At 33.8% G+C, this 24,988-nt stretch carries 20 protein-coding genes and 1 tRNA gene; 5 read left to right on the forward strand and 16 right to left on the reverse strand.

Translation table 11 applies throughout. The annotated features are described in order from the left end of the window. Positions 1–46: 46 nt before the first annotated feature. Positions 47–1,297, reverse strand: a complete 1,251-nt coding sequence (locus tag T410_RS02725; protein ID WP_035668483.1) for a membrane protein — start codon at positions 1,295–1,297, stop codon at positions 47–49. Continuing rightward, positions 1,294–2,025, reverse strand: coding sequence for a type III pantothenate kinase (locus tag T410_RS02730; RefSeq protein WP_035668485.1), 732 nt, complete (start codon positions 2,023–2,025; stop codon positions 1,294–1,296). Before T410_RS02730 ends, T410_RS02725 begins: the two co-directional genes overlap by 4 nt. Positions 2,026–2,123: 98 nt before the next feature. Here T410_RS02730 and T410_RS02735 point away from each other — a divergent pair. Further along, positions 2,124–2,196 (forward strand) — tRNA-Phe (locus T410_RS02735). Positions 2,197–2,531: 335 nt separating this feature from the next. Continuing rightward, positions 2,532–2,924, forward strand: coding sequence for a lipocalin family protein (locus T410_RS02740; protein WP_035668487.1), 393 nt, complete (start codon positions 2,532–2,534; stop codon positions 2,922–2,924). Positions 2,925–3,096: 172 nt separating this feature from the next. Here the strand turns inward: T410_RS02740 and T410_RS02745 are convergent, their stop codons facing one another. From T410_RS02745 to T410_RS02770, 6 genes are all read right to left on the reverse strand, one after another. After that, on the reverse strand, positions 3,097–3,459 hold the full coding sequence (locus tag T410_RS02745) for a nuclear transport factor 2 family protein (RefSeq protein ID WP_035668489.1): 363 nt from the start codon (positions 3,457–3,459) through the stop codon (positions 3,097–3,099). 82 nt (positions 3,460–3,541) lie between these two features. Further along, the gene (locus T410_RS02750; protein ID WP_035668491.1) at positions 3,542–4,450 is read right to left on the reverse strand and encodes a pseudouridine synthase; all 909 of its coding nucleotides are present in this window, start codon (positions 4,448–4,450) and stop codon (positions 3,542–3,544) included. A gap of 286 nt (positions 4,451–4,736) precedes the next feature. Then, on the reverse strand, positions 4,737–5,693 hold the full coding sequence (locus tag T410_RS02755) for a geranylgeranylglycerol-phosphate geranylgeranyltransferase (protein WP_035668493.1): 957 nt from the start codon (positions 5,691–5,693) through the stop codon (positions 4,737–4,739). Positions 5,694–5,729: 36 nt separating this feature from the next. Continuing rightward, positions 5,730–6,668, reverse strand: a complete 939-nt coding sequence (locus T410_RS02760; protein WP_035668496.1) for a mevalonate kinase — start codon at positions 6,666–6,668, stop codon at positions 5,730–5,732. A gap of 56 nt (positions 6,669–6,724) precedes the next feature. After that, positions 6,725–6,919, reverse strand: coding sequence for a hypothetical protein (locus tag T410_RS02765; RefSeq protein ID WP_035668497.1), 195 nt, complete (start codon positions 6,917–6,919; stop codon positions 6,725–6,727). Positions 6,920–6,960: 41 nt separating this feature from the next. Then, positions 6,961–8,064 carry a diphosphomevalonate/mevalonate 3,5-bisphosphate decarboxylase family protein gene (locus T410_RS02770; protein ID WP_035668498.1) on the reverse strand — a complete coding sequence of 368 codons (1,104 nt, stop codon included), beginning with the start codon at positions 8,062–8,064 and terminating at the stop codon, positions 6,961–6,963. Between the two features lie 112 nt (positions 8,065–8,176). Between T410_RS02770 and T410_RS02775 the strand changes: the two genes are divergently transcribed. Next, positions 8,177–8,653 (forward strand): TspO/MBR family protein, encoded by a 477-nt coding sequence (locus T410_RS02775; protein ID WP_035668501.1) that lies wholly within the window; start codon positions 8,177–8,179, stop codon positions 8,651–8,653. A 43-nt stretch (positions 8,654–8,696) separates the two neighbouring features. Here T410_RS02775 and T410_RS02780 read toward each other — a convergent pair whose 3' ends face one another. The 8 genes from T410_RS02780 to T410_RS02815 all read right to left on the reverse strand — a co-directional run bounded on the left by T410_RS02780 (position 8,697) and on the right by T410_RS02815 (position 20,188). Further along, positions 8,697–9,905 (reverse strand): NAD(P)/FAD-dependent oxidoreductase, encoded by a 1,209-nt coding sequence (locus tag T410_RS02780; RefSeq protein WP_035668503.1) that lies wholly within the window; start codon positions 9,903–9,905, stop codon positions 8,697–8,699. Then, a complete protein-coding gene (locus T410_RS02785; RefSeq protein WP_035668506.1) occupies positions 9,902–10,579 on the reverse strand; it encodes a glycerophosphodiester phosphodiesterase family protein in 678 nt (225 codons plus the stop codon). The genes T410_RS02780 and T410_RS02785 overlap by 4 nt, the downstream gene beginning before the upstream one ends. A gap of 81 nt (positions 10,580–10,660) precedes the next feature. Then, positions 10,661–12,319, reverse strand: a complete 1,659-nt coding sequence (locus T410_RS02790; RefSeq protein ID WP_035668509.1) for an alpha-amylase family glycosyl hydrolase — start codon at positions 12,317–12,319, stop codon at positions 10,661–10,663. A gap of 33 nt (positions 12,320–12,352) precedes the next feature. Further along, positions 12,353–14,158 (reverse strand): glycoside hydrolase family 13 protein, encoded by a 1,806-nt coding sequence (locus T410_RS02795; RefSeq protein ID WP_238567337.1) that lies wholly within the window; start codon positions 14,156–14,158, stop codon positions 12,353–12,355. Between the two features lie 241 nt (positions 14,159–14,399). Next, the gene (locus T410_RS02800; RefSeq protein ID WP_035668510.1) at positions 14,400–16,703 is read right to left on the reverse strand and encodes a glycoside hydrolase family 65 protein; all 2,304 of its coding nucleotides are present in this window, start codon (positions 16,701–16,703) and stop codon (positions 14,400–14,402) included. Between the two features lie 96 nt (positions 16,704–16,799). After that, on the reverse strand, positions 16,800–17,459 hold the full coding sequence (pgmB, locus tag T410_RS02805; protein ID WP_035673990.1) for a beta-phosphoglucomutase: 660 nt from the start codon (positions 17,457–17,459) through the stop codon (positions 16,800–16,802). Beyond that, a complete protein-coding gene (locus T410_RS02810) occupies positions 17,452–18,972 on the reverse strand; it encodes an MFS transporter (protein ID WP_035668512.1) in 1,521 nt (506 codons plus the stop codon). The genes pgmB and T410_RS02810 overlap by 8 nt, the downstream gene beginning before the upstream one ends. A 190-nt stretch (positions 18,973–19,162) precedes the next feature. After that, a complete protein-coding gene (locus T410_RS02815) occupies positions 19,163–20,188 on the reverse strand; it encodes a LacI family DNA-binding transcriptional regulator (RefSeq protein ID WP_035673993.1) in 1,026 nt (341 codons plus the stop codon). A gap of 236 nt (positions 20,189–20,424) precedes the next feature. Here T410_RS02815 and T410_RS02820 point away from each other — a divergent pair, with 236 nt between their 5' ends. Further along, on the forward strand, positions 20,425–23,367 hold the full coding sequence (locus tag T410_RS02820) for a SusC/RagA family TonB-linked outer membrane protein (protein WP_035668515.1): 2,943 nt from the start codon (positions 20,425–20,427) through the stop codon (positions 23,365–23,367). 17 nt (positions 23,368–23,384) lie between these two features. After that, positions 23,385–24,980, forward strand: coding sequence for a RagB/SusD family nutrient uptake outer membrane protein (locus tag T410_RS02825; protein WP_035668518.1), 1,596 nt, complete (start codon positions 23,385–23,387; stop codon positions 24,978–24,980). Positions 24,981–24,988: the final 8 nt, after the last annotated feature.

Consider the following 24,988-nt stretch of genomic DNA (forward strand, 5'->3'; position numbering starts at 1 on the left):
GCTATACTTAACAAAGTAATGTGATTATATATACTAGATTAGTGTTTTAGTTGAATTTTCGTTTATCGAACCATTTATCATTAAGAGAAAAGCCAACACTAAAATTAGCATAATTCTCTTGAACAAGATTTGCATTTGTAGTCCCTCTTTTCCCTAATTCAAAACCTAAATTAATATTAGAAAAGCTACCCGTAATTGGCAACCCTAACCCTAGAGTAAATCCCATATCGTTGATAGATTCTGCATTGACCATCAAACCAGTTTTTTCATACTTGATTCCTCCTCTATAAACAATTCTTTTAGCATAACTAGAAAAAGAGTTATAACTTGGAATATAATACCCTCCTAAGCTAACACTTCCATATCTTCCATACCCCACATTAGAAGCCTGATTATAACTATTTTCCTGACCTGAAGTTTTTTTATAGGCAACCATTCCCCCAATAAGCCATTTTTTGGACTCACCTATTCCCGCTCCAAACGATATTTTACTAGGCATTTTAACATTCATTTGTTCATTTTGATTAGCAAGAACATCTACAACAGCCACATCAAATGCTGAACTAAATTTCACACTAGAAATATTTCTAGTATTTTTAGAGGTTAAACTACTTTCCAAAGTATAATTTAAACTTGTATAAAGGTTTAGTTTTTTGCTTATTTTAGCTTGATACATTGTTCCGATATTGAAATTCACACCTGACAAATCAGCTGTATTCAACTCACGCGTACCCACAGGTACATTAGTCACAAACTCTAAACTATTCGTTTCTATTTTTCCAAAATTATAATGAACATCAGCTCCAATACTGAAATTAGGAGCTATTTTATAACCTACACCTAAAAAAACTTTATTTAAACCACCTTTCCCACTTAAACGTCTGTTTAAAGCTCCATCAATCGCAGACAATGATTCAATTTTATAACCTACCGATGAATAAGGAATTAATCCAAAACCTGCTCCAAATTTACCCAAAGGTAAGCCAACAGCTAAATAATCTAACGTAGTACTGCGTGTACTTGCAGAACCACTATTACTTTTTAAGTTTTTTGTAGCGTATGTTCCTCCTAATGAAAAGGTAGTTAATTTTAGATTTGCATAACTAGCCGGATTTTCTAAGTTGATATGAATACTATCTTGTTCGACTGCAACTCCTGCCATTGAACGATTCTCAAGCGTTCCTTTGAATCTTATGTCGCCAATTCCATAAAAAGAGTACGGCGATGAAGTTCCTTCCTGAGCAAAGGACACAAGTGACAAAAGCAAACAAGCGCTTATTATAAATTTTTTAATCATTTTTGATTTTTATATTGAAATGTTTGACACAAACTCTCTAAAAGAAAATTTGAATTGGCAAATATGGTATTTTTTAATCGTTTAGCCAAAAATTCTGTGTCTCCACCCGTTAAAATTATTATAAAATTTGAATACAGTCGACTATATTCATCGATGAAACCGTCAATCTCATAGACTAATCCATTAACAACACCTGAATGAATTGATTCCGAAGTTGAGTTTCCTATCAACCCTTCAGGGCTCTCAAGCGTCAGCAACGGCAATTTTGCAGTAAAATTATGCAATGACTCATAACGCAAACGCAATCCTGGAGCTATTGCTCCACCAAGGTAATTATTATCTTGATCTATAAAATCAAATGTAACACAAGTTCCCGCATCAATTACCAATCGGTTTTGATTTGGAAATTGCAATGTTGCCCCAGCAGCCAAAACCATCCGATCAATTCCTAAAGTTTTAGGAGTACCGTAACAATTAACAAAAGGAAAATTGCTTTCATGAGTCATAAAATGAACTTTTAAATCATTTTCAAATTCCAAAAACGATTTTTTTTCGACATCACTAACCGATGAAATGATCAAATCAGCAACATTACAGTATTTTTTTAAAATATTTTGAATATTTTTTTGCAACTCATTTTTAGCAAAAACGAAATTTTTTAAAAGCATATCACCCTCAAAGACAGCAGCTTTAATTCTTGTATTTCCGACATCAACAGCTAGAATCATATTTGTTTTTTTGATCTTGCGAAGATACGAATTGATTTTTTTTAAAAATTGTTTTGGATAAACTAAAAATCATCCTATATTTGCACCCGCAATAGCACGGTACCTTAGCTCAGATGGTAGAGCAATGGACTGAAAATCCATGTGTCCCTGGTTCGATCCCTGGAGGTACCACAAAACCCGAATAGAAATATTCGGGTTTTTTGTTTTATTACACTTCCGTAAAAAAAACCCAAATCCAAGACCTAAAGGAAGTTGGAATTTTACACTAAGTTGATTTTTATCCGTGTAAATTATTTTGTTTTAAAAACTACAGCAAAATGTTTATTTTTTTTCTTCATCCTAAATGCTGGATAATTACAATTATTTGTAGTGAATTAATTCACATCATTTTGTTTTTTTTTAATAAGAATATGTCGTAAGTATTTGATTTTCAATAAATATTGTATATTTAAATATATTAACTCTTTAAATAAATTTGATATAAAAAAAATAATTAATTCGTCTTTGTGCTATTTTTAGGATTAATTTTCACTTCTTGTAGTAATGACAATCCATCACAATCAGATTCAATTGTTGGTAAATGGAATTTTAGCAAAATGAGTTTTACAGTCAATGGGGTAACTTCTCCCGAAACAGATTATGATGGTAATGAACTGGGATGTTCCAAAAATTACTTGGAATTTAAAACAGATGGTGTATACAATGAAGCTGATTATTCGGGTACAACTTGTGTACTGGATTTATCAGTTGGCACTTGGTCACAAAAAGGAAATATAATTACAATCACAGATGGGACAGATTCGTTTTCAGGTGAGATTATTAGCGTTAACAGTTCAACCTTAAAAGTGAAAATTTCAGACGGGGCTGATTCAGCAACTTTGATTTTTTCAAAAGGATAAAATCTTTGCTCATAATGCAAAATCACCCTAATTTGCAACTATTTTTTTTATTTGAAATATTGAAAAAGAAACGTTTAATAGAATTTATTATGTGAACATAATATCTTGTAAAAAATACAAATCCCATTAGATTGAAACTTAATGGGATTTGCGTTTTATGCTAAGTTGATTTTTATCCGTGATACACTCGGGAAGCAATTATTTTATTTTCCTTAATGTCTAATACTTCCGCAACAAGCAAATCTTCTTCTCCGTTCACGGTTCTTATATATTCCATAAAAACTCGGTCACCGTTTGCGGTCAATGATTTTACCTTATAATTCAAACTTGGCAAACGCTCAAAAGCTTCTTGCCACCATTCTCGTAACGCTTCTTTACCAGTAACAAAACCATTAGTATCAGGTTTGTATGTTTTTAGTTTTGGACTAAAATGTACTGCATCTTCATCATATAAAGACAATAGCTTTTCTAACTCTTTATTATTAAAAGTTTCAAACCATTTAAAAGCTATAGATTGTAATTTTTCTGGTGTCATGGTCCTTGGTTTCTATTTTTAATTAAAAAATCCCATTTCGCTAGCGCGAAAGGGATTTTAATTTTATAATTTCAAAGAAATATTAAACGTTCTTCAAATTGATAATTTCTTGGTCTGTAAGCAATCTCCAGTTTCCTCTTGGTAAATTCTTTTTGGTCAAACCAGCAAAAGAAACTCTGTCAATGCGCAATACATCATAACTGAAGTGTTCAAAAATAGAACGAACTACTTTTACGTTAGACGATCTTAATTGCAAGCCAATTTCACTTTTTGCTTCTCCGTCAATGTAACTTACATCTTCGACAAAAACACGGTGTCCATCTAGAGTCAAACCTTTGTTTATTTTTTCTAAATCCTCAAATTTCAAGTTTTTATCTAATGAAACTTGGTATATTTTAGATGATTTTTGACTTGGTAAAGTAAATTTACGAATCATATCCGTATCGTTCGTGAACAATAACAAACCAGTTGTATTCTTGTCCATTCTTCCTACTGCGCCAATCTTGGCAGTTGTAGAACCTTTTACTAATTCCAATACATTACGATATTCCTGACCTTCGTCCATGGCTGTCGTAAAGTTTTTTGGTTTGTTCAGTAAAATGTACACTTTTTTCTCCGGTGTCAAAGTCGAACCGTCAAAATTCACAACATCTCCCGGTTTTACCATATATCCCATTTCAGTAACAGGAATTCCGTTTACTTTTACCGTTCCGGATTGAATGTAAATATCAGCATCACGACGCGAGCAAGCACCAGAATTAGCAATATATTTATTCAATCTGATTTCGTCTTTAACTTTCGGTCTCTTTGGTGCTTGATTTGGTTTTTTCTCTACTTTATCAGTAGCGATATCGGCAACTTTAGTATTTACTTTAACTTTTTTTGGCCCTTGAGCGCGCTTCTGCATGGCAGGTTTTGGCTTATTCGAACTTGGCCTTGAGCTATTCGCTCTTGGACCACTTTTCTTACTATTGCCTTCCTTGTTATTCATAATATTCCAATAATTTCCGCAAAGATAGTATTTATATAATTGACAAACGATTTTTCACAATTAGAAAACGCTAACTATCTAATTAATAAGCTGATTAAGCAGTATTGATTTAGTTTTTCTGTAGCTATTTCCCGCTTTCCACTGTATCTTTCTAGTCCTGAATTTATTTCAGGATCCTGAAACAAGTTCAGAACTAGAAAGGATGCCGTTTTAATCGGGGCTGACCTAATCGAGAAATTAGGAGTTTTTTGATAAAATTAGGTTAACCTTTAGTCGTACAAAAAAATTAAAACATCAATAACAATCTTTTTCCATGCCATAAGACACTTGGATTGATAAGCACAATACAAAACACACCAGCTACAATAAGGAATTTCAATACATTATGAAGCAATAGGAATTGTGCTTTAGTATTCGATTTCCATAAGTAAAGAAGGAAGAAAATCAAGATAATGAGACAGGTATAAAAATAAATATCCATATAACCTACATCGTAAATTTCGATTAAAATATAAACAGGCAAAATAGTTAAAATGGTTAAAATCGTGATTACTTTCTTCGAAACCACTTCGCCATATATAATAGGTATAGTTTTGTAGTCATTAGCTAAATCTCCTTTAAGATTCTCTAAATCCTTAATCATTTCCCGAACTAGAAGCAGTAGAAATAAAAAAGTAGCATGGGCAAAAATTACAGCAAATTGACTTTTATATGTCTCGATATCGTTAAATGAAATTTTAGTATAATAATACAATAAAATGGCAAAAAAAGGTAAAACAGCTAATAAAGAAGCTGTCAAATTCCCTATAATAGGATATTTTTTTATTTTATGAGAATAGAACCAAATAAAAAATATATAAACAGAAAAGAATAAGAAAGCACGCCAAGACACAAACATTGACATTAAGGCGACAATAAAATTGAGTGAAAAATAAACCGAAAGTTTGGTTTTTTGGCTTACTAAACGGTCGAGCATGGATTTATTCGGACGATTGATTAAATCTTTTTTGCTGTCGTAAAAGTTATTAATGATGTAGCCAGAAGCAATCGTCAACGAAGAGGCAAAAACAATTAAGAATAAATTAAAATCAAGCAGAATATCTAAAGCTCTTATCTCCGGCGCAAGAATAAATATAGCCGAAAGATACTGCGCTAAAATAATTATTGGAATGTTATAGCCTCTTACGACAGAAAACAAACTTATAATTTTCATCAATAAAAGTTTGTGCTGCCTGCTTAGCATAATAATTATTCGAGTTTAATTTTTAGGTTTAAAGTTTTAGAATTGATAAACGACTTCTAGTTTGTAATCTTTCAGCGATAATTTTGCGCGTTCTAAATCCTTCGTAAATCCTAAGATATAACCGCCACCGCCAGAACCACACAGTTTTAAATAGTAATCGTTAGTGTCGATTCCTTTTTGCCAAATTCCGTGGAATTGCTCTGGAATCATTGGTTTGAAATTATTCAAAACTACTTTTGATAATTTCTTGGTATTCATAAACAATGATTTCATGTCTCCACCAAGGAAATTTTCTACACAAGCATCAGTGTGTTTTACAAATTGATTTTTCAACATGGCGCGAAAACCTTTGTCTTTCAAGTTTTCCATGAAAATATTCACCATCGGGGCCGTTTCGCCCACAATACCTGAATCTAACAAAAATACTGCACCTTTTCCATCTAAACTTTGTGTTGGAATTCCTGTAGCTTCTATATTATCTTTAGAATTGATCAGAATTGGAATACTCAAATAGCTATTTAAAGGGTCTAAACCAGAACTTTTTCCGTGAAAAAAACTCTCCATTTGAGAAAATATATTTTTTAGTTGCAATAATTTTTCACGAGTTAAATTCTCCAGAACCGTGATTTTATTTTGTGCATATTTATCGTAAATAGCTGCTACGAGAGCGCCACTACTTCCTACACCATATCCTTGGGGAATGCTGGAATCAAAATACATTCCAGTTTCAACATCGTTTTTTAAAGTAGCTAAATCAAAAACAACTAAATCTGGCTGCTCGTTCTGTAACGTTTCTAAATAAGTAACAAAACGTCTTAAGTGGCCATTTGATTTTATCGCTTCATCAGATGGATTCTCCTCTCTTTTAAGCGCACCATTATAAAAATTATAAGGAATGGACAATCCTTTTGAATCACGAATAATTCCGTATTCTCCAAAGAGTAATATTTTTGAATAAAATAAAGGTCCTTTCATATTAGATTGTAAATTAGCAATTTGGGGTTGATAATTAGGTGTTTTAGTAGGTAATTTTATAAATCGACTTGGTCTCCACGATTTGCTTCTTGAATTCCTAGATCAATTTCTTCTTGTTCTTCAGGAGATAATTCTTTCCAAACATCTTTTTTTTCTGATTTGAAAATGTTTTTTACAGATTCAATTATGTTTTTGTCATTAGTTTCTAATAACAATTTAATCAATTCTAATTTCTCTGATTGAATGTCCATAATTTCAGCGCTTTAAAACTTAAAGATATAAAAAAAACAAACTAATTCAACACAGCTCCATTTCCAATTTCGTCACAAATGTACTGACCATTTTGGCAATAGCCAACTAATTCGTCCTTAATAAATTGTAAAACAGCAATCGCTACATTTTCAGGATATAAAACGTGAACATTTGCACCTGCATCCAGCGTGAAACAAACTGGAATTTTAGTGTCATTTCTAAATTTCCAAATCGCATTAATGATTTCCAATGTGTTTGGCTTCATTAATATAAAATAAGGCATTGAGGTCATCATCATGGCATGCAAAGTCAACGCTTCACTTTCCACAATTTTGATAAATTCTTCCAGATTTCCGCTTTCAAAAATTGAAATCAGTTGATCTAAATTTTCATGCGCTTGTGCAAATCGCCTTTCGGCAAAAGGATGATTGTGCATCAAATCATGTCCCACCGTACTCGAAACTTGTTTTTCACCTTTGTCAACCAGTAAAATGGTATCTTGGTAATTCTTAAAATTAGCATGAATGGCATTTGGAAATTCAACACCAAATAAATCAGAACTTCCGGAGATATTTGCATGATTTCCCCAAACAACAACTTGTCCTTTTACACTTCTACAAGCGCTGCCTGAACCTAAACGAGCTAGTAAAGATGCTTTTTGATAGAAATATGTCTCTGTCATTTCTGGGTTTAACGCTTTTTCTAAACTCATCAAGTTCATTGCCAAAGCCGCCATCCCAGAGGCTGATGAGGCAATTCCCGAGCTGTGCGGAAATGTATTTTCCGTGTCAATTGTAAAGTGATAGTCTTTCAAAAATGGTAAATAAATTTCAATTCGTTCCAAGAATTTTTGAATTTTTGGTTTGAAATCTTCTTTTGGTTTTCCTTCAAAAAGCAAATCGAATGAGAAATCATTTTTTGTAGTACTGAGCGCAGTCGAAGTATTTTTTTTTGCGAAAGCCAATTTGGTAATCGTTTTACAATTATTCAGCGTAAAACTCACCGAAGGATTCGCTGGAATTTGATTATCTTTTTTACCCCAATATTTTACAAGGGCAATATTACTGGGCGCGCTCCATTGGAAATTTCCCTTTTCAACCGAATGCGTATATTTTGATGGAATAAAATCGTTTACTGAAATCATGAATTTAAAAATTTACGCAAAGATACTTTTTTTGATTTATCCTTTGATTTGTTTATTTATCGATTTGTACTAAAGTTTTGATTAAATTTGAAGCACATTAGAAAATATAATTATGACTAAGATTACTCGAATTTTAACGATAGTTGTAACCTGTCTTGCGATTGGTTATTTGTCAGGAATGGTTACCCGTTCTGCAATTGTGACTTGGTACCCAACTTTGGTTAAACCTAGTTTTAATCCGCCCAATTGGATTTTTGCACCCGTTTGGAGTATGCTTTACATTATGATGGGTGTTGCTGCAGGACTAGTCTGGAACCGAATCGAATTTGAAAAAGAGATTGTAAAAAAAGCGTTGATTTTCTTTGCAACACAGTTGGCATTAAATGCATTGTGGTCTTATTTGTTCTTTGGATTGCACAACCCGATGCTGGCAGGTTTAGAGATTATCGTATTGTGGTTAATGATTTATGAAACCTATATACAATTTTCTAAAATTAATAGAATCGCAGGTTATTTATTCATTCCGTATTTAGCTTGGGTAAGTTTTGCTGCGGTTTTGAATGGAAGTATTTGGTGGTTGAATAGATAATAATTGGCCCTTTAAGATTATTAAAATTTAAAGGGCTTATTTTTTAAATAGCATTGGCTACAATAAATCCGCTTGTCCATGCATTCTGAAAGTTAAATCCTCCGGTAATGGCATCAATATTGACGATTTCACCAGCAAAATATAAGTTTTCGTGCAGTTTACTTTCCATTGTTTTGAAGTTGATTTCCTTTAAATCAATTCCGCCGGCAGTTACAAATTCTTCTTTAAAGGTGCTTTTTCCGTTGACTTGAAAAGTCCCATTCGTTAATTGATTCGCAAGATTTTGCAATTGTATTTTTGACAAATCAGCCCATTTCGTCTCCACTTCAATTCCGGAAGCAAGTACTAAACTTTCCCATAATCTATTGGTTAATTCGAATGGAGATTTCTTGGAAACTGATTTTTTTGCGTGTTCTTGCTTTAATTCTTTAAGCTTTTTCTCGACATCTTCTTTGTCTGCATCATTCAACCAATTTACGAAAATAGTGAACTGATAATTTTTGTCATGCAAGATTCGGGCGCCCCAAGCAGATAATTTCAAAATAGCCGGACCGCTCATTCCCCAATGGGTAATTAACAAAGGTCCAGTTGATGAAAGTTTGGTGTCTTTTACTTTTACAGTAACTTGTGCCGCAACTCCGGGTAATTCTTTTATTCTGGAATCTTTAATATTGAAAGTGAATAGGGAAGGAACTGGACTGACAACAGCGTGTCCAAAAGTTTGGAGCATTTCCCATACTTTAGGATTACTTCCTGTGGCCAGAATCACTTTTTCAGCAAGATAGTTTTCGTTTTGCGTTTCGATTTTCCAAGCGGTATCTTTCTTGAAAATGGATTGTACGCTTTGTCCCGTAAGTACTGCAATTCCTAGTTTTTGAGTAGCTTTCAAGAAACAATCAATAATGCTTTGTGAGGAATTCGAAACTGGAAACATACGGCCGTCAGCTTCAATTTTTAGTTCTACGCCATGTTGTTCAAACCATTCAATCGTATCTCCAGAGCAAAACTGATGAAATGGACCTCGCAATTCTTTTTCGCCACGCGGATAAAATTTCACCAATTCATTCGGTTCAAAACAAGCGTGTGTCACATTGCATCTTCCACCACCTGAAATGCGAACCTTTTGCAATACTTCGGCTCCACGTTCCAGAATGGCGACTTTCAGTTTTGGGTTTTTCTCCACAATATTAATCGCAGTAAAAAAACCTGCTGCGCCTCCGCCTACTATTATTATATCAAAATTCTGGTTCATATTCTATTTGGGAAATCAGTAATGATTCCGTTTACGTTGAATGTTTTTATTTTTTGAATGTCTTCTATTTCATTGATGGTCCAAGGAAAAACCTGTAATCCTTTTTCCTGCATCTTTGCTGTATTCTCTTTTGTCAATAAGTGAAAATGTGGATGAATGGATTTTGCCTGAATGAATTTGGCGAAAGCCAAAGCCAAGTCTAAATTAGTTTCTGTTAAAACGCCAATGTGAATTTTATCATTTAAAAAGGCTACTTGTTGCAAAGCGTTCCAATCAAAACTAGAAACTAAAAAGCGATCGTATTTCCATCCTTTTTTAGCGACATACTTTTCAATCAGTGAAACTACTTTCTCTGTCGTATCATAATTTTTTAATTCAATATTGATAAAACAGTCTTGGTTAACTAAATCAAATACTTCTTTTAACGTTGGGATTTTGTGTGTTCCATTTATTCGAAATACTTTCAACTCGCTTAAAGAGAGCGCCTTTACAAAACCATTTCCATTGGTCGTTCTATCTATAGTTTCATCATGGATAACAATTAGTTCTCCATCCGCACTCAATTGTACATCGAGTTCAATTCCATCCACTTGCATATCTAATGCTTTTTGGAACGAAATTAAGGTGTTCTCCGGTTCAGAACCTTTGGCGCCGCGATGTGCGATTCTAAGCATCGTTATTTATTTTTTGTAAAGGTAAACATAAAAAAAACGCCTTCATTTCTAAAGACGTTTGGATTTAAATCATTTTAAAAATTATTTTTTCAATTCCAATAAAACGATGTCAAATTCTGAATCGATTGTTGCTTTTCCATTAGCAACGCGTACTTCTTTCCCGGAATAGGCATCTCTTACTTTAGTCCCATCTTTAAAAATGGAACTTACACTAAGTTCTTTTTTGCCAATTGGTAAATCAAGCCCAATTACTACGGCATCCAAATATTCTCCTTTTGTAAAAGTTCTGGAAAAAGTATATGGCTTTGCTGAAATTTGTCTGTGGATTCCTGCTCCAACTGAAGCATGGTTTTTTCTGAATTGCCCTAATTTTTGCCAGTGCAACAACGTTTTTTGTGTTTCAGGATTAGATTTAATAGCATCCCAATTCATGAACGAACGCAATGTAGCATCTCCTTGAGTGCCTTCAACTACTAGAGAACGAGCGCTTTCATCACCATAATAAACTTGAGAAAGTCCAGGACTTAGTAATAATTTGGTCCCTGCTTCTTTGCTTTTTGTTCTTCTAGCATCAAATGGTCCACCGTCATCATGCGAAGACAAGTAGTTTAAAACACTATATCCTTTCAAGTCATTGTTTAGCTTATCAGAATATTTGGAGAAAATAAATTCATAGTCTTTTTGCGCATCCCATTTGAATTCAAAATTGATCATGTTATTGAATCCATTTTGATAATAATTGACTTTTTTATCTCCAAAATCAAAAATTTGCCCGCCACTGATTCCATAATTGTAAACTTCAGCAATGGTGTAAAAAGCATTGTTGTCTAATACTTTTGTCGGATTGTTCTTCTTCCAAGTATCAAAAGCGTAATTACATTGTGTCTTGAAATCGGCCCAAACCGTTTCGTCTGTATGTTTTACAGTATCGCCTCTATAACCGTCAATTCCATAATCTGCGATATAATCAGTTAGCCATTTGATGATGTAATATTTTGGCGCTCTTGGATAACCGGTACGAGTAAAAAACGCGTCCAGTTCTTTTATTTCTTGTTCGTAACGTCCTTCTTTTTTCCATTTTTCGATTAAAAAAGGAGGTAAAGGGACCGCTTGATTGCTCTCTGTTTTTATATCCGGAAGGTTTGATACCAAAGTACAAGCAGTTGTGGTTTCAAAAGATTTATACTCGCAATTGGGTCCTGTCCTCACCCAGTCGTTTGGCCAAACTGTATCTTCAGCAGTTACGGGTCCGGTATGATTGATAACACCATCAAGAATGATCCTGATTCCGTGTGCATGTGCTTTTTCTACTAATGCTTTTAAGTCTTCTTTTGTTCCAAAGTTAGGATCTAAGTTCGTCCAGTCTCTAGCCCAATAGCCATGAAAACCATAACTTAATCCTGTTCCTTCGTCAACACCATCGTGAATTTGTTCTACTATTGGTGTAAACCAAATGGCATTAATTCCCAGTTTGTCAAAATAACCTTCGTCGATTTTTTTAGAAATCCCTATGATATCACCGCCTTCAAAACCACGTAGTTTTCCCGTAGTTTTTGTTCTATTGAATGAAACATCATTTGAAGTATCTCCATTATTGAAACGGTCAGTCATCAAAAAATAAACAGTAGCACCTTCCCAAACGAAAGGTGTTTTAGCATTCTCAGAAACCATTTTTGTACTAGAGCAACTGTTTAAAATTGCCACCGTCGCCAGTAAAAGTGGGATTGAATATTTTTTCATTTTTATAGCACTAAAGGATTTATTTGCTTTAAATTATTTCAACTCTAAAACCAAAACTGATTTAGGTTCCATTGTAATTTCATCTGTAAAGTCAAATGTAACTTCAGAAATCACATCTTTTCCGGTTTTAAAGTCTTTGATGTTTTCTTTGAAACGATTTGTTTTTACAGTATGAGTTTCATTACTGTTATTCATTAACACCATTATACTTTCAGTAGCATTATGTCTAAAATAAACATAAACATTATTTTCAGGAATATAATGTGTCATTTTCCCTGAATGAATGGCTGATTTTGTTTTTCTCCAATTGAATAATTTGGATGTAAAATCAAAATACTCACTTTGCCCTGGTGTTCTTCCCTCTTTGGTAAAAGCATTATTTTCATCACCTTCCCAACCGCCAGGAAAATCTTGACGAATGTCTGCATCGCCTTTGTTTTTGTCTCCGGCCATGCCTATTTCACTACCGTAATACAACTGCGGAATTCCTCGAACGGTAGCCATCAAAGCCATTGCCATTTTGTATTTTCTAATATCATTCCCGTACGTCTGATTGAAACGATTGGTGTCATGATTCTCAACAAAAATGAGCATATTATTTGTGTTTGGGTAGAGAAAATCATTAGTAAAATTATCATATAACTTCATCATTCCTTTGTCCCAAGTTCCGTCATCTTCATTGAAAGCTTTGCTTGCCGCTTCGTATAAAGTAAAATCCATTACACTTGGCAAATTGGAATTGTAGTTTTGTATTTTACTTATCGGGCTGTCTTTTTGCCAATAGGAAATCTGTGCTTGGCTTTGCATCCAAACTTCACCAACAATATTAAAATTGGGATATTCATCAGTAACAGATTTTGTCCATTTAGCAATTCCTTTTGGGTCGGAATAATTAAAAGTATCCACTCTAAATCCATCTAAATTTGCATATTCAATCCACCAAATTGCATTTTGAATCAAGTATTTCAAAGCTAAAGGATTAGCTAAGTTTAAATCAGGCATAGACGGTGCAAACCACCCATTCAAGCATGTTTCAGTATCAACTTTCGAGGCATGAGTATCATTTATAACGGTTCTTTTATGATTAGTTTGAGTATAAGTATCGAACTGATTAATCCATCCTTTTGTAGGTAGATCTTTCATCATCCAATGTTCAATTCCCCAGTGATTTGTCACATAATCCATCACTAATTTCATGTTTTTCTTATGCATTTCATTTGATAAACGCACATAATCATCATTGGTTCCGTAACGTGGATCTATTTTATAAACATCAGATTGACCGTAAGTATGATAGGAAAAAGCCGCGTCGTTGTCTTCGCAAAGTGGCGTGCTCCATATTGTTGTTGCACCTAGTGAGGAGATGTAATCTAAGTTTTTGATTATCCCTTCAATGTCACCGCCATGTCTTCCTCCCGGTAATTCGCGGTTAAATTTTTCTGTAGTGGCATTTTCACTGTCATTATTTCTGTTCCCATTTGCAAAACGATCCGGCATCAGCAAATACATCATATCCGAAGCATCGTAACTTTTGCGTTGTGCTGAATTATCTCTTCTTTTCTTTAAAGCATATTTTTGGGTAAACGACTCTTTATTATTGTTTTTAAAAGTAAAAATCAAATCAGTTGCCGAGACTTTTTTAGTATCAATCGTAACAAAAATGTAGTTCGGATTTTCTGTTTTTTTAACATTAGTAATTTTTATTGCATTAGATACGGTAACTTGATATTGTGCTATATTTTCACCATAGAACATAATTTGCAATTCTGGGTTTTTCATGCCTGCATACCAAAAAGGCGGTTCAATTTTTTGGATTTGTGCGTTTAATGATAAAGACATAAAAAAAAGGAATAAGGTTATTTTTAGAAAGCTCTTATTTAGGAAGGGTAATATACCAATTTTATTCATTTTTAAATTGTATTTTATTGACATCATATTTGCGACAATAGTTTAAAACAAATTTTAGAAACTATTATCAATTAAACAATCCCAATGTTTATTGGGATTGTTTGTATGTAAGCCCAATGAGGCTTTAGATAAAATGATTTGAATTAACTACAAGTTCTAACCATTTATTTTTTTAAACAGTAACCAGATTTTCGGCTGTTACAATTATGTTTTTACCGTTTACAACTATCGCTAATTCCTTGTTGCCATCTATTGAAAATGTTGTTTCCTTGTGGTTTATAGCCACTTTCAAAATTTGGTTTCTGAAATTTATTTTAAAGGAGTACCCGTTCCATTCTTTTGGTATTTTTGGAGAAAAATGGAGCATATCGTCTTTAATTCTCATTCCTCCAAAACCTTCAACAATACTCATCCAAGTTCCTGCCATAGATGTAATATGACACCCTTCTTCCACTTCTTTATTATAATCATCTAAATCTAGGCGTGAAGTTCTCAAATAGAACGTGTACGCCATATCCATTTTGCCTAATAAAGCTGCTTGAATCGAGTGTACGCAAGGCGAAAGCGAACTTTCGTGAACTGTGAAGGATTCATAGAATTCAAAATTATTTTTCAGTTCTTCTTTAGAAAAATGATCTTCAAAGAAATAAAAACACTGTAAAACATCGGCTTGTTTGATATAAGGCGAACGTAAAATTCTATCCCAAGACCATTTTTGATTGATTGGTCTTTGGCTTTTATCCAAATCAGCTACGCGAACCAAATCTTTGTCCAAGAAACCGTCTTGTTGCAAGTACACATTGTGTTCTTCCGAAAAAGGGAAGTACATATTATCAGATACTTTTTTCCAAGATTGCAATTCCGAATCCGATATTTTTACTTTCTCAGTAATTCTTTTGTGATCTGAAGGATATTCTAGGGACACTTTTTGAATTTGTTCGTAGGTATATTCCAAACACCATTTTGCAATATAATTCGTGTAGAAATTATTGTTTACGTTATTCTCGTATTCATTTGGCCCCGTAACGCCAAGAATTACGTATTGATTTAAATTAGTCGAGAAGTTGGCTCTTTGATGCCAGAAACGAGCGATTCCTATTAACACTTCTAATCCTTTTTCAGGAATGTAACTATAGTCACCAGTGTACCTGTAAAAATTATAAATGGCAAATGCGATAGCGCCATTTCTATGAATTTCTTCAAAAGTAATTTCCCATTCGTTATGGCATTCTTCTCCATTCATTGTTACCATTGGATACAAGGCAGCCCCGTTAGTAAATCCTAATTTCGCAGCATTTTCAATTGCCTTGTCCAATTGATTGTAGCGGTATGTCAATAAATTTCGGGCTACTTCTTGGTCTTTGGTAGCCATATAAAACGGAATGCAATACGCTTCGGTATCCCAATAGGTAGAACCACCGTATTTCTCGCCTGTAAATCCTTTTGGTCCAATATTCAAACGGGAATCTTTACCTAAATAGGTTTGATTTAACTGAAAAATATTGAAACGAATTCCTTGTTGTGCTTTTACATCGCCCTCAATGGTAATGTCCGACATTTCCCAGATTTTTGCCCAAGCATCAATTTGGTCTTGTAGCATTTTATCATATCCTAACGCTAAGGCGGATTGAATTACTTTCTCAGCAGCAATAACAGTATTGTCATGGTTTAAGGAAACCGTGTAACCACCAATTTTTTGGATAGATGATTTTTGGCCTTGAGCCACAATTACATCATAACTAAATTGAATTCTATCAGTAGTTGCATCAATATTTGAAGGAGAAATAGCCGTTTTTTCACCATTATTCAAAATGCTATTTTGCATGAAAGTGGTTACTTTGAAATGGGTTTTAAACGTTTGAGCCGTTACAAAAGCTTCATTTCCAGATTTTTTCACATCAAGAGGTTCCCAGAATTTTTCTTCCCAGTTAGCATCTTCATTGGTTACACCAGCATCGATATAGGGTTTGTAAACTATTTTTGAATCTTTATTTAAAGGAGTGATTTCGTAATTAATAAGTCCCACTTCATCCAAAACGATAGAAAGAAAACGACGAATGTTTACCGAAATCTCCGTTCCGTTTTTCAAAGTCGCTTCAAAAGAACGATTGTACCAACCTTCTTTCATATTCAATTCACGGCGAAAATTTTTAACTTCGGAACAGGTGTTCAAATCCAGTTTTTCTCCGTTGATTTCGATATCGATTCCAATCCAGTTTGGCGCATTTAAAACCTTAGCAAAATATTCGGGATAACCGTTTTTCCACCAGCCTACTTTGGTTTTATCCGGATAATAAATTCCTGCAATATAACTTCCCTGAAATGTTTCTCCAGTATAGGTTTCTTCAAAATTAGCACGCTGACCCATCGCTCCGTTACCAATACTGAACAGACTCTCAGATGATTTCACACTTTCTACATCAAATCCTTCTTCTATGATAGACCAATTGTCTGGTTTTATATAATCTTGATTCATTTTTTCTAATTTAAAAAATTCAATGATTTAAAAATTCAATGATTGTTATGATGGACATTCAATCAGATTTTTTTATGTTTTTTGAACCTTGTTTCTTTATTCTTTAATTAATTCTTCTATAAAATCAGTATGTATTTCGGTAAAGTCTTTGAAGATAAATTTTGCTTCATGCAAAATGGATTCTTCACCAATTCCTATACTCGTCATTTTTCCAATATTAGCTGCTTGAATACCCGCAACTGAATCTTCAAAAACAATAGCGTCTTCTGGATTTGTATTTAATAATTTAGCTGCAATCAAGAAAACTTCTGGATCAGGTTTTGCATTAGTAACATCATTTCCATCTACAATAACATCAAAATAGGAAAGGATTCCTGTTTTTTCTAATATTGGTCTGGCATTTTTGCTGGCAGAACCCAATGCGATTGGTTGGCCATTTTCTTTTAGAAATTGTAAAACTGGAAAAACCCCTGGAAGAATTTCGCTTTCATCCATGTCAACCAAATAGGATAAATAATCCTCATTTTTTTGAACTAACCATTTGTCTTTGTCTTCTTGCGAAGCTTCCACTTTTCCTAATTCTAATATAATATCCAAAGAACGCACGCGGCTGACTCCTTTTAATAATTCATTGTGTTCCAGTGTGAAATCAATATTTAATTCATTTGCGATTTTTTGCCAAGCTAAATAATGATATTTTGCTGTGTCTACAATCACTCCATCGAGGTCAAATATGAATGCTTTTTTATTATTCATGAATTTCAATTTTTGTTCTGTTGTTTACTCTAAGTGTAAGCAAACCGGCAAATATCATTGATACGCCGCCAATTAATAATGCGTAAATAGGTTCGTTTTGAAAAAATTGTTTGACAACAAAACCAAGTATTGTTGCAGCAACAATTTGAGGAATAACTACAAAAAAGTTAAAAACTCCCATGTAATATCCCATTTTTGCAGCGGGTAAAGCGCCTGATAACATGGCGTAAGGCATTGATAAAATACTTGCCCATGCGATACCAACTCCTATCATTGGAACTAATAGTAAATATTTGTCTCCAATAAAATAAATAGAAAGTAATCCTACACCTCCTGAGCACAATGCCAGTAAATGCGTATATCGAACACCTACTTTTTTTGCAATAACCGGCAATAAAAAAGCGACTGCGGCTGCTACTCCGTTATAAACAGTAAAAAGTACTGAAACCCAGTCAGCAGCGTCATTGTATATTTTAGAGGTCGTATCAGTTGTTCCAAAAATATGTTGTGTAACGGCTTGCGTAGTATAAATCCACATGGAGAAAAGTGCAAACCAAGAAAAGAATTGAACCCAAGCCAGTTTTTTCATTGTGGTTGGCATGTTCAATAAATCGGTCATGATGATGGTGAAACCATTTTTCATTTGGATAATTCTAAGTCTGGAAGCAATCATAAATAAAATTCCAATCACAATTAAACCCACAAATAAAATATAGAGTTCTTTAGTAAGTCCGTTTTCGAAAATTATAAATGAAACAATACTTCCTAATAAAGTCATTAGGAGTCCTAAAGTAAATTGTCTTTTGATGTTAGCTTTGGATTCAAACTCGGTTTCAATTGGGGCTATATCTTCAGCATCTTTGTTTTTTTGTTCAAAAGCTTGTAATTCTTCGGGTGAATATTCCGTAGATTTAAAAATAGTCCACAATACAGCCAATAGAAAAACAATTCCTCCTATATAAAATGACCATTTTACAGAATCAGGAATGATCCCTTCTGCGGCAGTATTGCTTACGCCAAAAACATTCGTAAAAACGTAAGGAAGTAGAGAACCAACAACGGCACCAAGTCCAATGAAAAAACTCTGCATTGCAAAACCTAAAGTACGTTGATTTTCGGGTAAATTATCGCCTACAAAGGCACGGAAAGGTTCCATCGAAATATTGATAGAAGCGTCCATCATCCATAATGTTCCAGCTGCAATCCATAAGGATGGCGAATTGGGCATTATAAATAACGCAAGTGATGATAAAATAGCACCCACTAAAAAGTATGGTCTTCGTCGGCCTAATCTTGTCCAGGTTCGATCACTAAAATAACCTATTATGGGTTGGATAATCAAACCAGTAACAGGAGCCGCAATCCATAAAATAGGGATTTCATCAACTTTTGCACCTAATGTTTCAAAAATTCTTGAAGTATTTGCGTTTTGCAGTGCAAAACCAAATTGTATTCCTAAGAAACCGAAACTCATGTTCCAAATTTGCCAGAAACTTAATTTACGCTTTTCCATTATCGTAATTTAATTATTATACGATAAGCGCTTTGCTTATCAAAACTTATCTTGTTTTCGAAGTAAAAGTAAAAGTTTTGAGGGGTAAATATAAAAATTTATTCCAATCATTTACTTTTCAGAAACAAATAAAGTAAAAAAATATCAACTACAAGGTTGTAGTAATGAATAAATTAGACAATACTATTTATTAATTGGTAGATTCTCTTTCGATTAAATGCGTTTCAATTACTTCTGTTTTATAATTTTCTGCCTCATCATCATCTAGTTCTGTTTCTAATCTTTCAATAAGCATTTTTGCTGCTTTATTTCCCATTTTTATACCACTTTGACTAACGGTTGTGATCGTTGGGGTTGAATATTTTGATATAATCCCATCCGTAAAAGCAATCACAGCCAAGTCTTTTGGGACATTCAAACCTATTTTATTAGCCGTTTTTATTATGGTTACTGCAAAAAGTTCATTTACTGCAAATACGGCATCAATGGCTTTGTCTTCGAGCAATCTTCCAATGGTGATTTCGCAAGTGTCTACATTTTCTATTTTTATAATTAGCTTCTCATCAAAAGGGATGTCGTTATCTAATAGCGCTTTTATATACCCGTCTGTTCGAAGTTTACCTACGCTTACATAATCAACCGTTGTAACAAGAGCAATTTTTTTTCGTCCTTTATCTATTAAACTTTGAACTGCTTCATAAGCGGCAAGTTTGTCGTCTATGATTACTTTGTCACAAAGAATTTCATTGGTAACTCTGTCAAACATTACTACGGGCATTCCTTGATCGATAACTTCGGTAATATGATGAAAATCACCTTTAAATTGAGTTTCTTTAGAAAGTGACATAATGAAGCCGTCAATACTTCCGTTAGCAAGCAATTCCATATTAAGTACTTCTTTATCAAATGAATCATCCGACAGACAGATGATTACACTATATCCATTTTCATTTGCAACCTGTTCGATTCCATTAATAACCGTTGAAAAAAAATGGTGGACTATTTCCGGAATTATAATCCCAATAGTTTTTGTCTTTCTATTTTTTAAGCTAAGGGCAATATTGTTTGGTTTATAGTGGTAAAATTTAGCAAATGCCTGAACTTTCAGTCTGGTTTCTTCTCCTATTTCAGGACTGTTTCTCAATGATTTTGAAACGGTTGAAATGGACACATCAAGTTCTTTTGCAATTTGTTTAAGGGTGACCTTTCTTTTCATAATGCGGGAATTGAAAAAAATTAATTCGGTAATAAAGGTATGTTTTATTTTTATGAATGGCAATTTATACCATAAAAGCATCCGTTAAATTTAAAGTTTTCAACACTACCACGTTTTCGTAAATCAATTTAAAATGAGCCGTGTCGAAAACGTTATCGTTTTGTTAAGTTTGCTATTCGAAGTAAAATTAAAATTTAATAAAACAACCAAAATTCAAATTAATTTAAACAAAAAGTATGAAAACAATTTATAAAAAGTTGTTATTTTTAGTACTGTTACTACCTTTTAGTATTCTGGCTCAGAATACTCTTAATGGTGTTGTTCTTGATAAAGTATCAGGTCAGCCCATTCCTGGAGTAAATGTAAATGTACAAGGCGCTTCAAATGGCGTTTCAACAGATTTTGATGGTAAATATCAGTTATCAAATGTTAAGAAAGGCGATAAAGTCGTTTTTTCTTTTATTGGTTACAAAAATACTGTTGTCAATTTTGATTCTCAAAAATCAGTAAGCGTTTCTTTGGAAGAAGATTCTAATCAACTTAAAGAAGTTGTAATCCAAGTGGGTTACGGTACCGTTAAGAAGAAAGATGCTACAGGAGCTGTTACAGTATTGACATCAAAAGATTTCAATAAAGGACCGGTTGCCTCTGCAGATCAAATGATTCAAGGAAAAGTAGCGGGATTACAAATCATTAATGGAGGTGGTTCTCCAGGTGTAGATCCTGTAATTAGAATTAGAAGCGGATCTTCTTTATCTGCAAATAATGATCCTTTGTATGTGATTGACGGTATTCCGGTTGCAAATGGTGGTGTAGAAGGTGGTAGAAATCCATTAGCAACTATTAATCAAAACAATATTGAATCTATTTCGGTATTAAAAGACGCTTCGGCTACTGCTATTTATGGCTCTCGCGCCTCAAATGGAGTAATTATTATTACTACCAAAAAAGGAAAATCAGGCGAATTAAAAGTAAGCTATAACGCAAATCTTCAAGTTTCTGAAATTACGAAAAAAGTGGATGCTTTATCAAGCACTCAATTCAGAGATTTTGTTGCAACTAATGGTAATGCTGCTCAACAAGCATTAGTGGGTGCTGCTAACACGGATTGGCAGAAGGAAATATTCAGAACAGCGATTGGTACAGATCACAACATTGCATTAAGCGGTGGTACTGATAACGTAGTTTACAGAGCTTCTGTAGGATATGCTAATTTGAGCGGTATCTTGAAAAGAGATAATGTAGAAAGAACAACTCTAGGAGCTAACGTAACTGGTAATTTCTTGGACAAACATTTAAAAATTGAGTTCAACAACAATACCTCATTAATAAACAGTAACTATAGCAATAATGGCGCAATAGGTGGCGCAATAGGTTTTGACCCAACTCAACCTGTAAGAAATGCTTATGGCACTTATTTCGAATGGTTAACTTCCCCAACAGAAATCAATCAATTAGCAGGTGTTAATCCAGTTTCTCAAATTGAGCAACAAAACAATTATGGTGGTTTTTATAGAAGTTTAGGAAATGTACAAGTAGATTATAAAATGCATTTTCTACCAGAATTGAAAGCAGTTGCTAATTTTGGTTATGATGAAATGAGCGGTACCGGTTATGGTAACACAGCCGCTGATTATCGTAACGGCCTTAAAGGTTCTGGATATAATAATTCGTATAAAAATATTGAATCCAGAAATAATAAATTAATGGATTTGTATTTGAACTACAACAAAAAAGTAGCATCAATCGCTACACAATTTGATGTAACTGGTGGATATTCTTACCAAGATTTCAAAGAATCTAAACACAAGTCTGGTTATAATTTTGAAAATAACCTAACAACAGAAGAATTGTTTACACCAACACGTATCAATTTGCAATCCTTTTTTGTACGATCAAATGTAACGATTGCTGATAGGTATTTATTGACTATGTCTTATAGACGTGACGGAACTTCAAGATTTACACCTGAATATCGCTGGTCAAATTTCCCTGCTGTTGCTGTAGCTTGGAAATTGAACGAAGAAAGTTTCTTGAAAGATGTAACTACTATTTCTAGTTTAAAATTGAGAGGTGGTTGGGGTATAACAGGACAACAAAATATTGGAAATCCTTACCCATCTATTCCGTTGTATTTAGCATCAAACACTGCAGCTCAATATCAATTAGGAAATACTTTTTATACAACATACAGACCACAACCTTACAATAGTAATCTAAAATGGGAACAAACTACTACTGTTAATGCTGGAGTTGATTTTGGTCTTTTTAACAACAGACTTACAGGGACCGTTGATGCATATAAAAGAACCACTAAAGATTTATTATTGTTCACCGATAATCCGGCATTCTTTGGATTTTCAAATGCTGACAATTATAACATAGGAACTATTGAGAATAAAGGTATCGAAATAGCAGCAGAAGTAGTGCCAGTAAGAACTGACAATTTAGAATGGACAATAGGTGGTAATATTACTTTCCAAGACTCTAAAATTACTAAGTTGACAACTTCTCAAGACAATACTCCAGGAATTACTGACGTAGGAGGTATTGATGGAGGAACAGGTAACTATATTCAAAACCACCAAGTGGGATATTCTCCTAATACATTTTTAGTTTACGAACAAGCGTATGGAGTTGATGGAAAGCCACTTGATGGGATTTTTATAGATAGAAATAAAGATGGTGTTGTGAATGCTGATGATAAATACCGTTTCCATAAACCAGCAGCTGATGTATTTTATGCATTTAACACTAGTGTTACTTATAAAAACTGGGACATGGGAATGAATTGGAGAGGATCTTGGGGTAATTTTAATTACAACAACGTAGATTCTAACAAAGGAGTTTACAATAATGTACTAACAAGAAATACAGATTTGAATAACGGAGTTGCTAATCTTTTAGAAACCGGTTTTGCAAAATCAAATGATTTACAATTACATTCAGATTATTACATTCAAAATGCTTCTTTTATTAGATTAGACAATGTAAGTGTTGGGTATACTTTTAATCAAAAACCAAATTCAAGCTCATTAGTTAAATTAACCTTAGCTGCTCAAAACGTTCTTATTATCACTAAATACAGTGGATTAGATCCTGAGATTTCTGGAGGTATAGATAAAAATTTATATCCAAGACCTATCACTTTCACTTTAGGGCTAAACGTTAATTTCTAATTCAAATAACAAGAAAAATGAAAAATATACAAAAAAAATTATTGGGTATATCTTTGTTACTGTTGGTGATGGCATTCCCATCATGTACAAGTGAACTAGACCAATCACCTGATACTGGATCTTCCATCCCTGGATCTGAGTTTTTTAGCACACCGGAATCCTACAAACAAAATTTAGCTAAATTATATGCTGGTTTTGCTACTTCGGGTCAACAAGGACCTGCCGGTTCTCCTGATATTTCAGGTATTGATGAAGGAACAAGTCAATACATTAGAGGGTACTGGATGATGCAAGAATTAACCACTGATGAAGCAGTTATTGGGTGGAATGATGGAACTATTAAGGATTTTCATTCTCAGGCTTGGACAACTTCGGACAATTTTATCAATGCAACTTTTGCTCGTTTCTCCTTTCAAATTGTAAACTGTAATGAATTTTTGCGTCAAACTACGGACGAAAAATTAGCAGCTAGAGGAATTGATTCCGCTTTGAAAGCTGAAATAGCTACTTATAGAGCAGAAGCTCGTTTCTTGAGAGCAATAACCTATTGGCACTTAATTGATACTTTTGGAGGTGGTTCTTTGGTAACTGAGGATTCTCCAACTACATTTTATTATCCAGAATATGCAACAAGAGCTGAGTTGTACAAATTTATTGATGAGGAATTAACAGCGATTACTCCATTGTTGAAAGCACCAAAATCAAATGAAGCTTTTCGTGTAGACCAAGCTGCTGCGTGGATGTTACAAGCTAAATTATACATGAACGCAAAAGTATATATTGGTACAGATCATTATGCAGAAGCAGTCCCTTTAATTTCAAAAATAACAAGTTCTGCCTATTCTTTACACACAAATTACAACCAATTATTTTTGGCTGATAATGATAAAAATGGAGCTCAAAACGAATTTATATTTGCTATCGCTTTTGATGGACTTCGCACTCAGACCTACGGAGGAACTACATTCTTGACACACGCTCCTGTTGGAGGTAGCATGAATGCGGCAAGCTTCGGAATTAACGGTGGATGGGGTGGAATCAGAACTACAGCAGCCTTTGTTGATAAATTTGACGCAAACACTATTGATACTCGCGGACAATTCTATAAAAATGGTCAAACAAAAGAAATTAAAGATATCAGTAATTTCACTGATGGTTTTGCGATTCAAAAATTTAGAAATGTTGACGTTAATGGCAAGCAAGGTTCGGATAAAGCGGGTAACTTCTCTGATGCAGATTTTCCAATTTTCCGTTTAGCAGATGCTTACTTAATGTATGCAGAATGTGCTGTTAGAGGTGCTGCTGGTGCCACTATTACAAATGCTACTGCTTATGTAAATGCATTGCGAACAAGAGCTAAAGGTGCTACAGTAACACAAGGAGATTTAACATTAGATTTCATTCTTGACGAAAGAGCAAGAGAATTGCACTGGGAAGGACATAGAAGAACGGATTTAATTCGTTTTGGAAAATTTACCGGAGGTAGTTATATCTGGCCTTGGAAAGGTGGTTCTGCATCTGGTTCACCTACCCAATCGTACAGAGATTTATTTCCTATTCCGGCAAAGGCATTGGCTACAAATCAAAAATTGCAACAAAATACTGGATATTAACAATTAAA

The sequence above is a fragment of the Flavobacterium sp. 83 genome (assembly GCF_000744835.1).
Lineage (GTDB): Bacteria > Bacteroidota > Bacteroidia > Flavobacteriales > Flavobacteriaceae > Flavobacterium.

Excerpts from the sequence above, each read along its gene's own strand:
- T410_RS02820 (WP_035668515.1), top strand. The coding sequence starts at position 20,425 with ATGAAAACAATTTATAAAAAGTTGTTATTTTTAGTACTGTTACTACCT.
- T410_RS02795 (WP_238567337.1), bottom strand. The coding sequence starts at position 14,158 with ATGTCTTTATCATTAAACGCACAAATCCAAAAAATTGAACCGCCTTTT.
- T410_RS02765 (WP_035668497.1), bottom strand. The coding sequence starts at position 6,919 with ATGGACATTCAATCAGAGAAATTAGAATTGATTAAATTGTTATTAGAA.
- T410_RS02750 (WP_035668491.1), bottom strand. The coding sequence starts at position 4,450 with ATGAATAACAAGGAAGGCAATAGTAAGAAAAGTGGTCCAAGAGCGAAT.
- T410_RS02755 (WP_035668493.1), bottom strand. The coding sequence starts at position 5,693 with ATGCTAAGCAGGCAGCACAAACTTTTATTGATGAAAATTATAAGTTTG.
- T410_RS02785 (WP_035668506.1), bottom strand. The coding sequence starts at position 10,579 with ATGCTTAGAATCGCACATCGCGGCGCCAAAGGTTCTGAACCGGAGAAC.
- T410_RS02770 (WP_035668498.1), bottom strand. The coding sequence starts at position 8,064 with ATGATTTCAGTAAACGATTTTATTCCATCAAAATATACGCATTCGGTT.
- T410_RS02790 (WP_035668509.1), bottom strand. The coding sequence starts at position 12,319 with ATGAAAAAATATTCAATCCCACTTTTACTGGCGACGGTGGCAATTTTA.
- T410_RS02780 (WP_035668503.1), bottom strand. The coding sequence starts at position 9,905 with ATGAACCAGAATTTTGATATAATAATAGTAGGCGGAGGCGCAGCAGGT.
- T410_RS02815 (WP_035673993.1), bottom strand. The coding sequence starts at position 20,188 with ATGAAAAGAAAGGTCACCCTTAAACAAATTGCAAAAGAACTTGATGTG.
- T410_RS02760 (WP_035668496.1), bottom strand. The coding sequence starts at position 6,668 with ATGAAAGGACCTTTATTTTATTCAAAAATATTACTCTTTGGAGAATAC.
- T410_RS02800 (WP_035668510.1), bottom strand. The coding sequence starts at position 16,703 with ATGAATCAAGATTATATAAAACCAGACAATTGGTCTATCATAGAAGAA.
- T410_RS02810 (WP_035668512.1), bottom strand. The coding sequence starts at position 18,972 with ATGGAAAAGCGTAAATTAAGTTTCTGGCAAATTTGGAACATGAGTTTC.
- pgmB (WP_035673990.1), bottom strand. The coding sequence starts at position 17,459 with ATGAATAATAAAAAAGCATTCATATTTGACCTCGATGGAGTGATTGTA.
- T410_RS02745 (WP_035668489.1), bottom strand. The coding sequence starts at position 3,459 with ATGACACCAGAAAAATTACAATCTATAGCTTTTAAATGGTTTGAAACT.
- T410_RS02730 (WP_035668485.1), bottom strand. The coding sequence starts at position 2,025 with ATGATTCTAGCTGTTGATGTCGGAAATACAAGAATTAAAGCTGCTGTC.
- T410_RS02825 (WP_035668518.1), top strand. The coding sequence starts at position 23,385 with ATGAAAAATATACAAAAAAAATTATTGGGTATATCTTTGTTACTGTTG.
- T410_RS02725 (WP_035668483.1), bottom strand. The coding sequence starts at position 1,297 with ATGATTAAAAAATTTATAATAAGCGCTTGTTTGCTTTTGTCACTTGTG.
- T410_RS02775 (WP_035668501.1), top strand. The coding sequence starts at position 8,177 with ATGACTAAGATTACTCGAATTTTAACGATAGTTGTAACCTGTCTTGCG.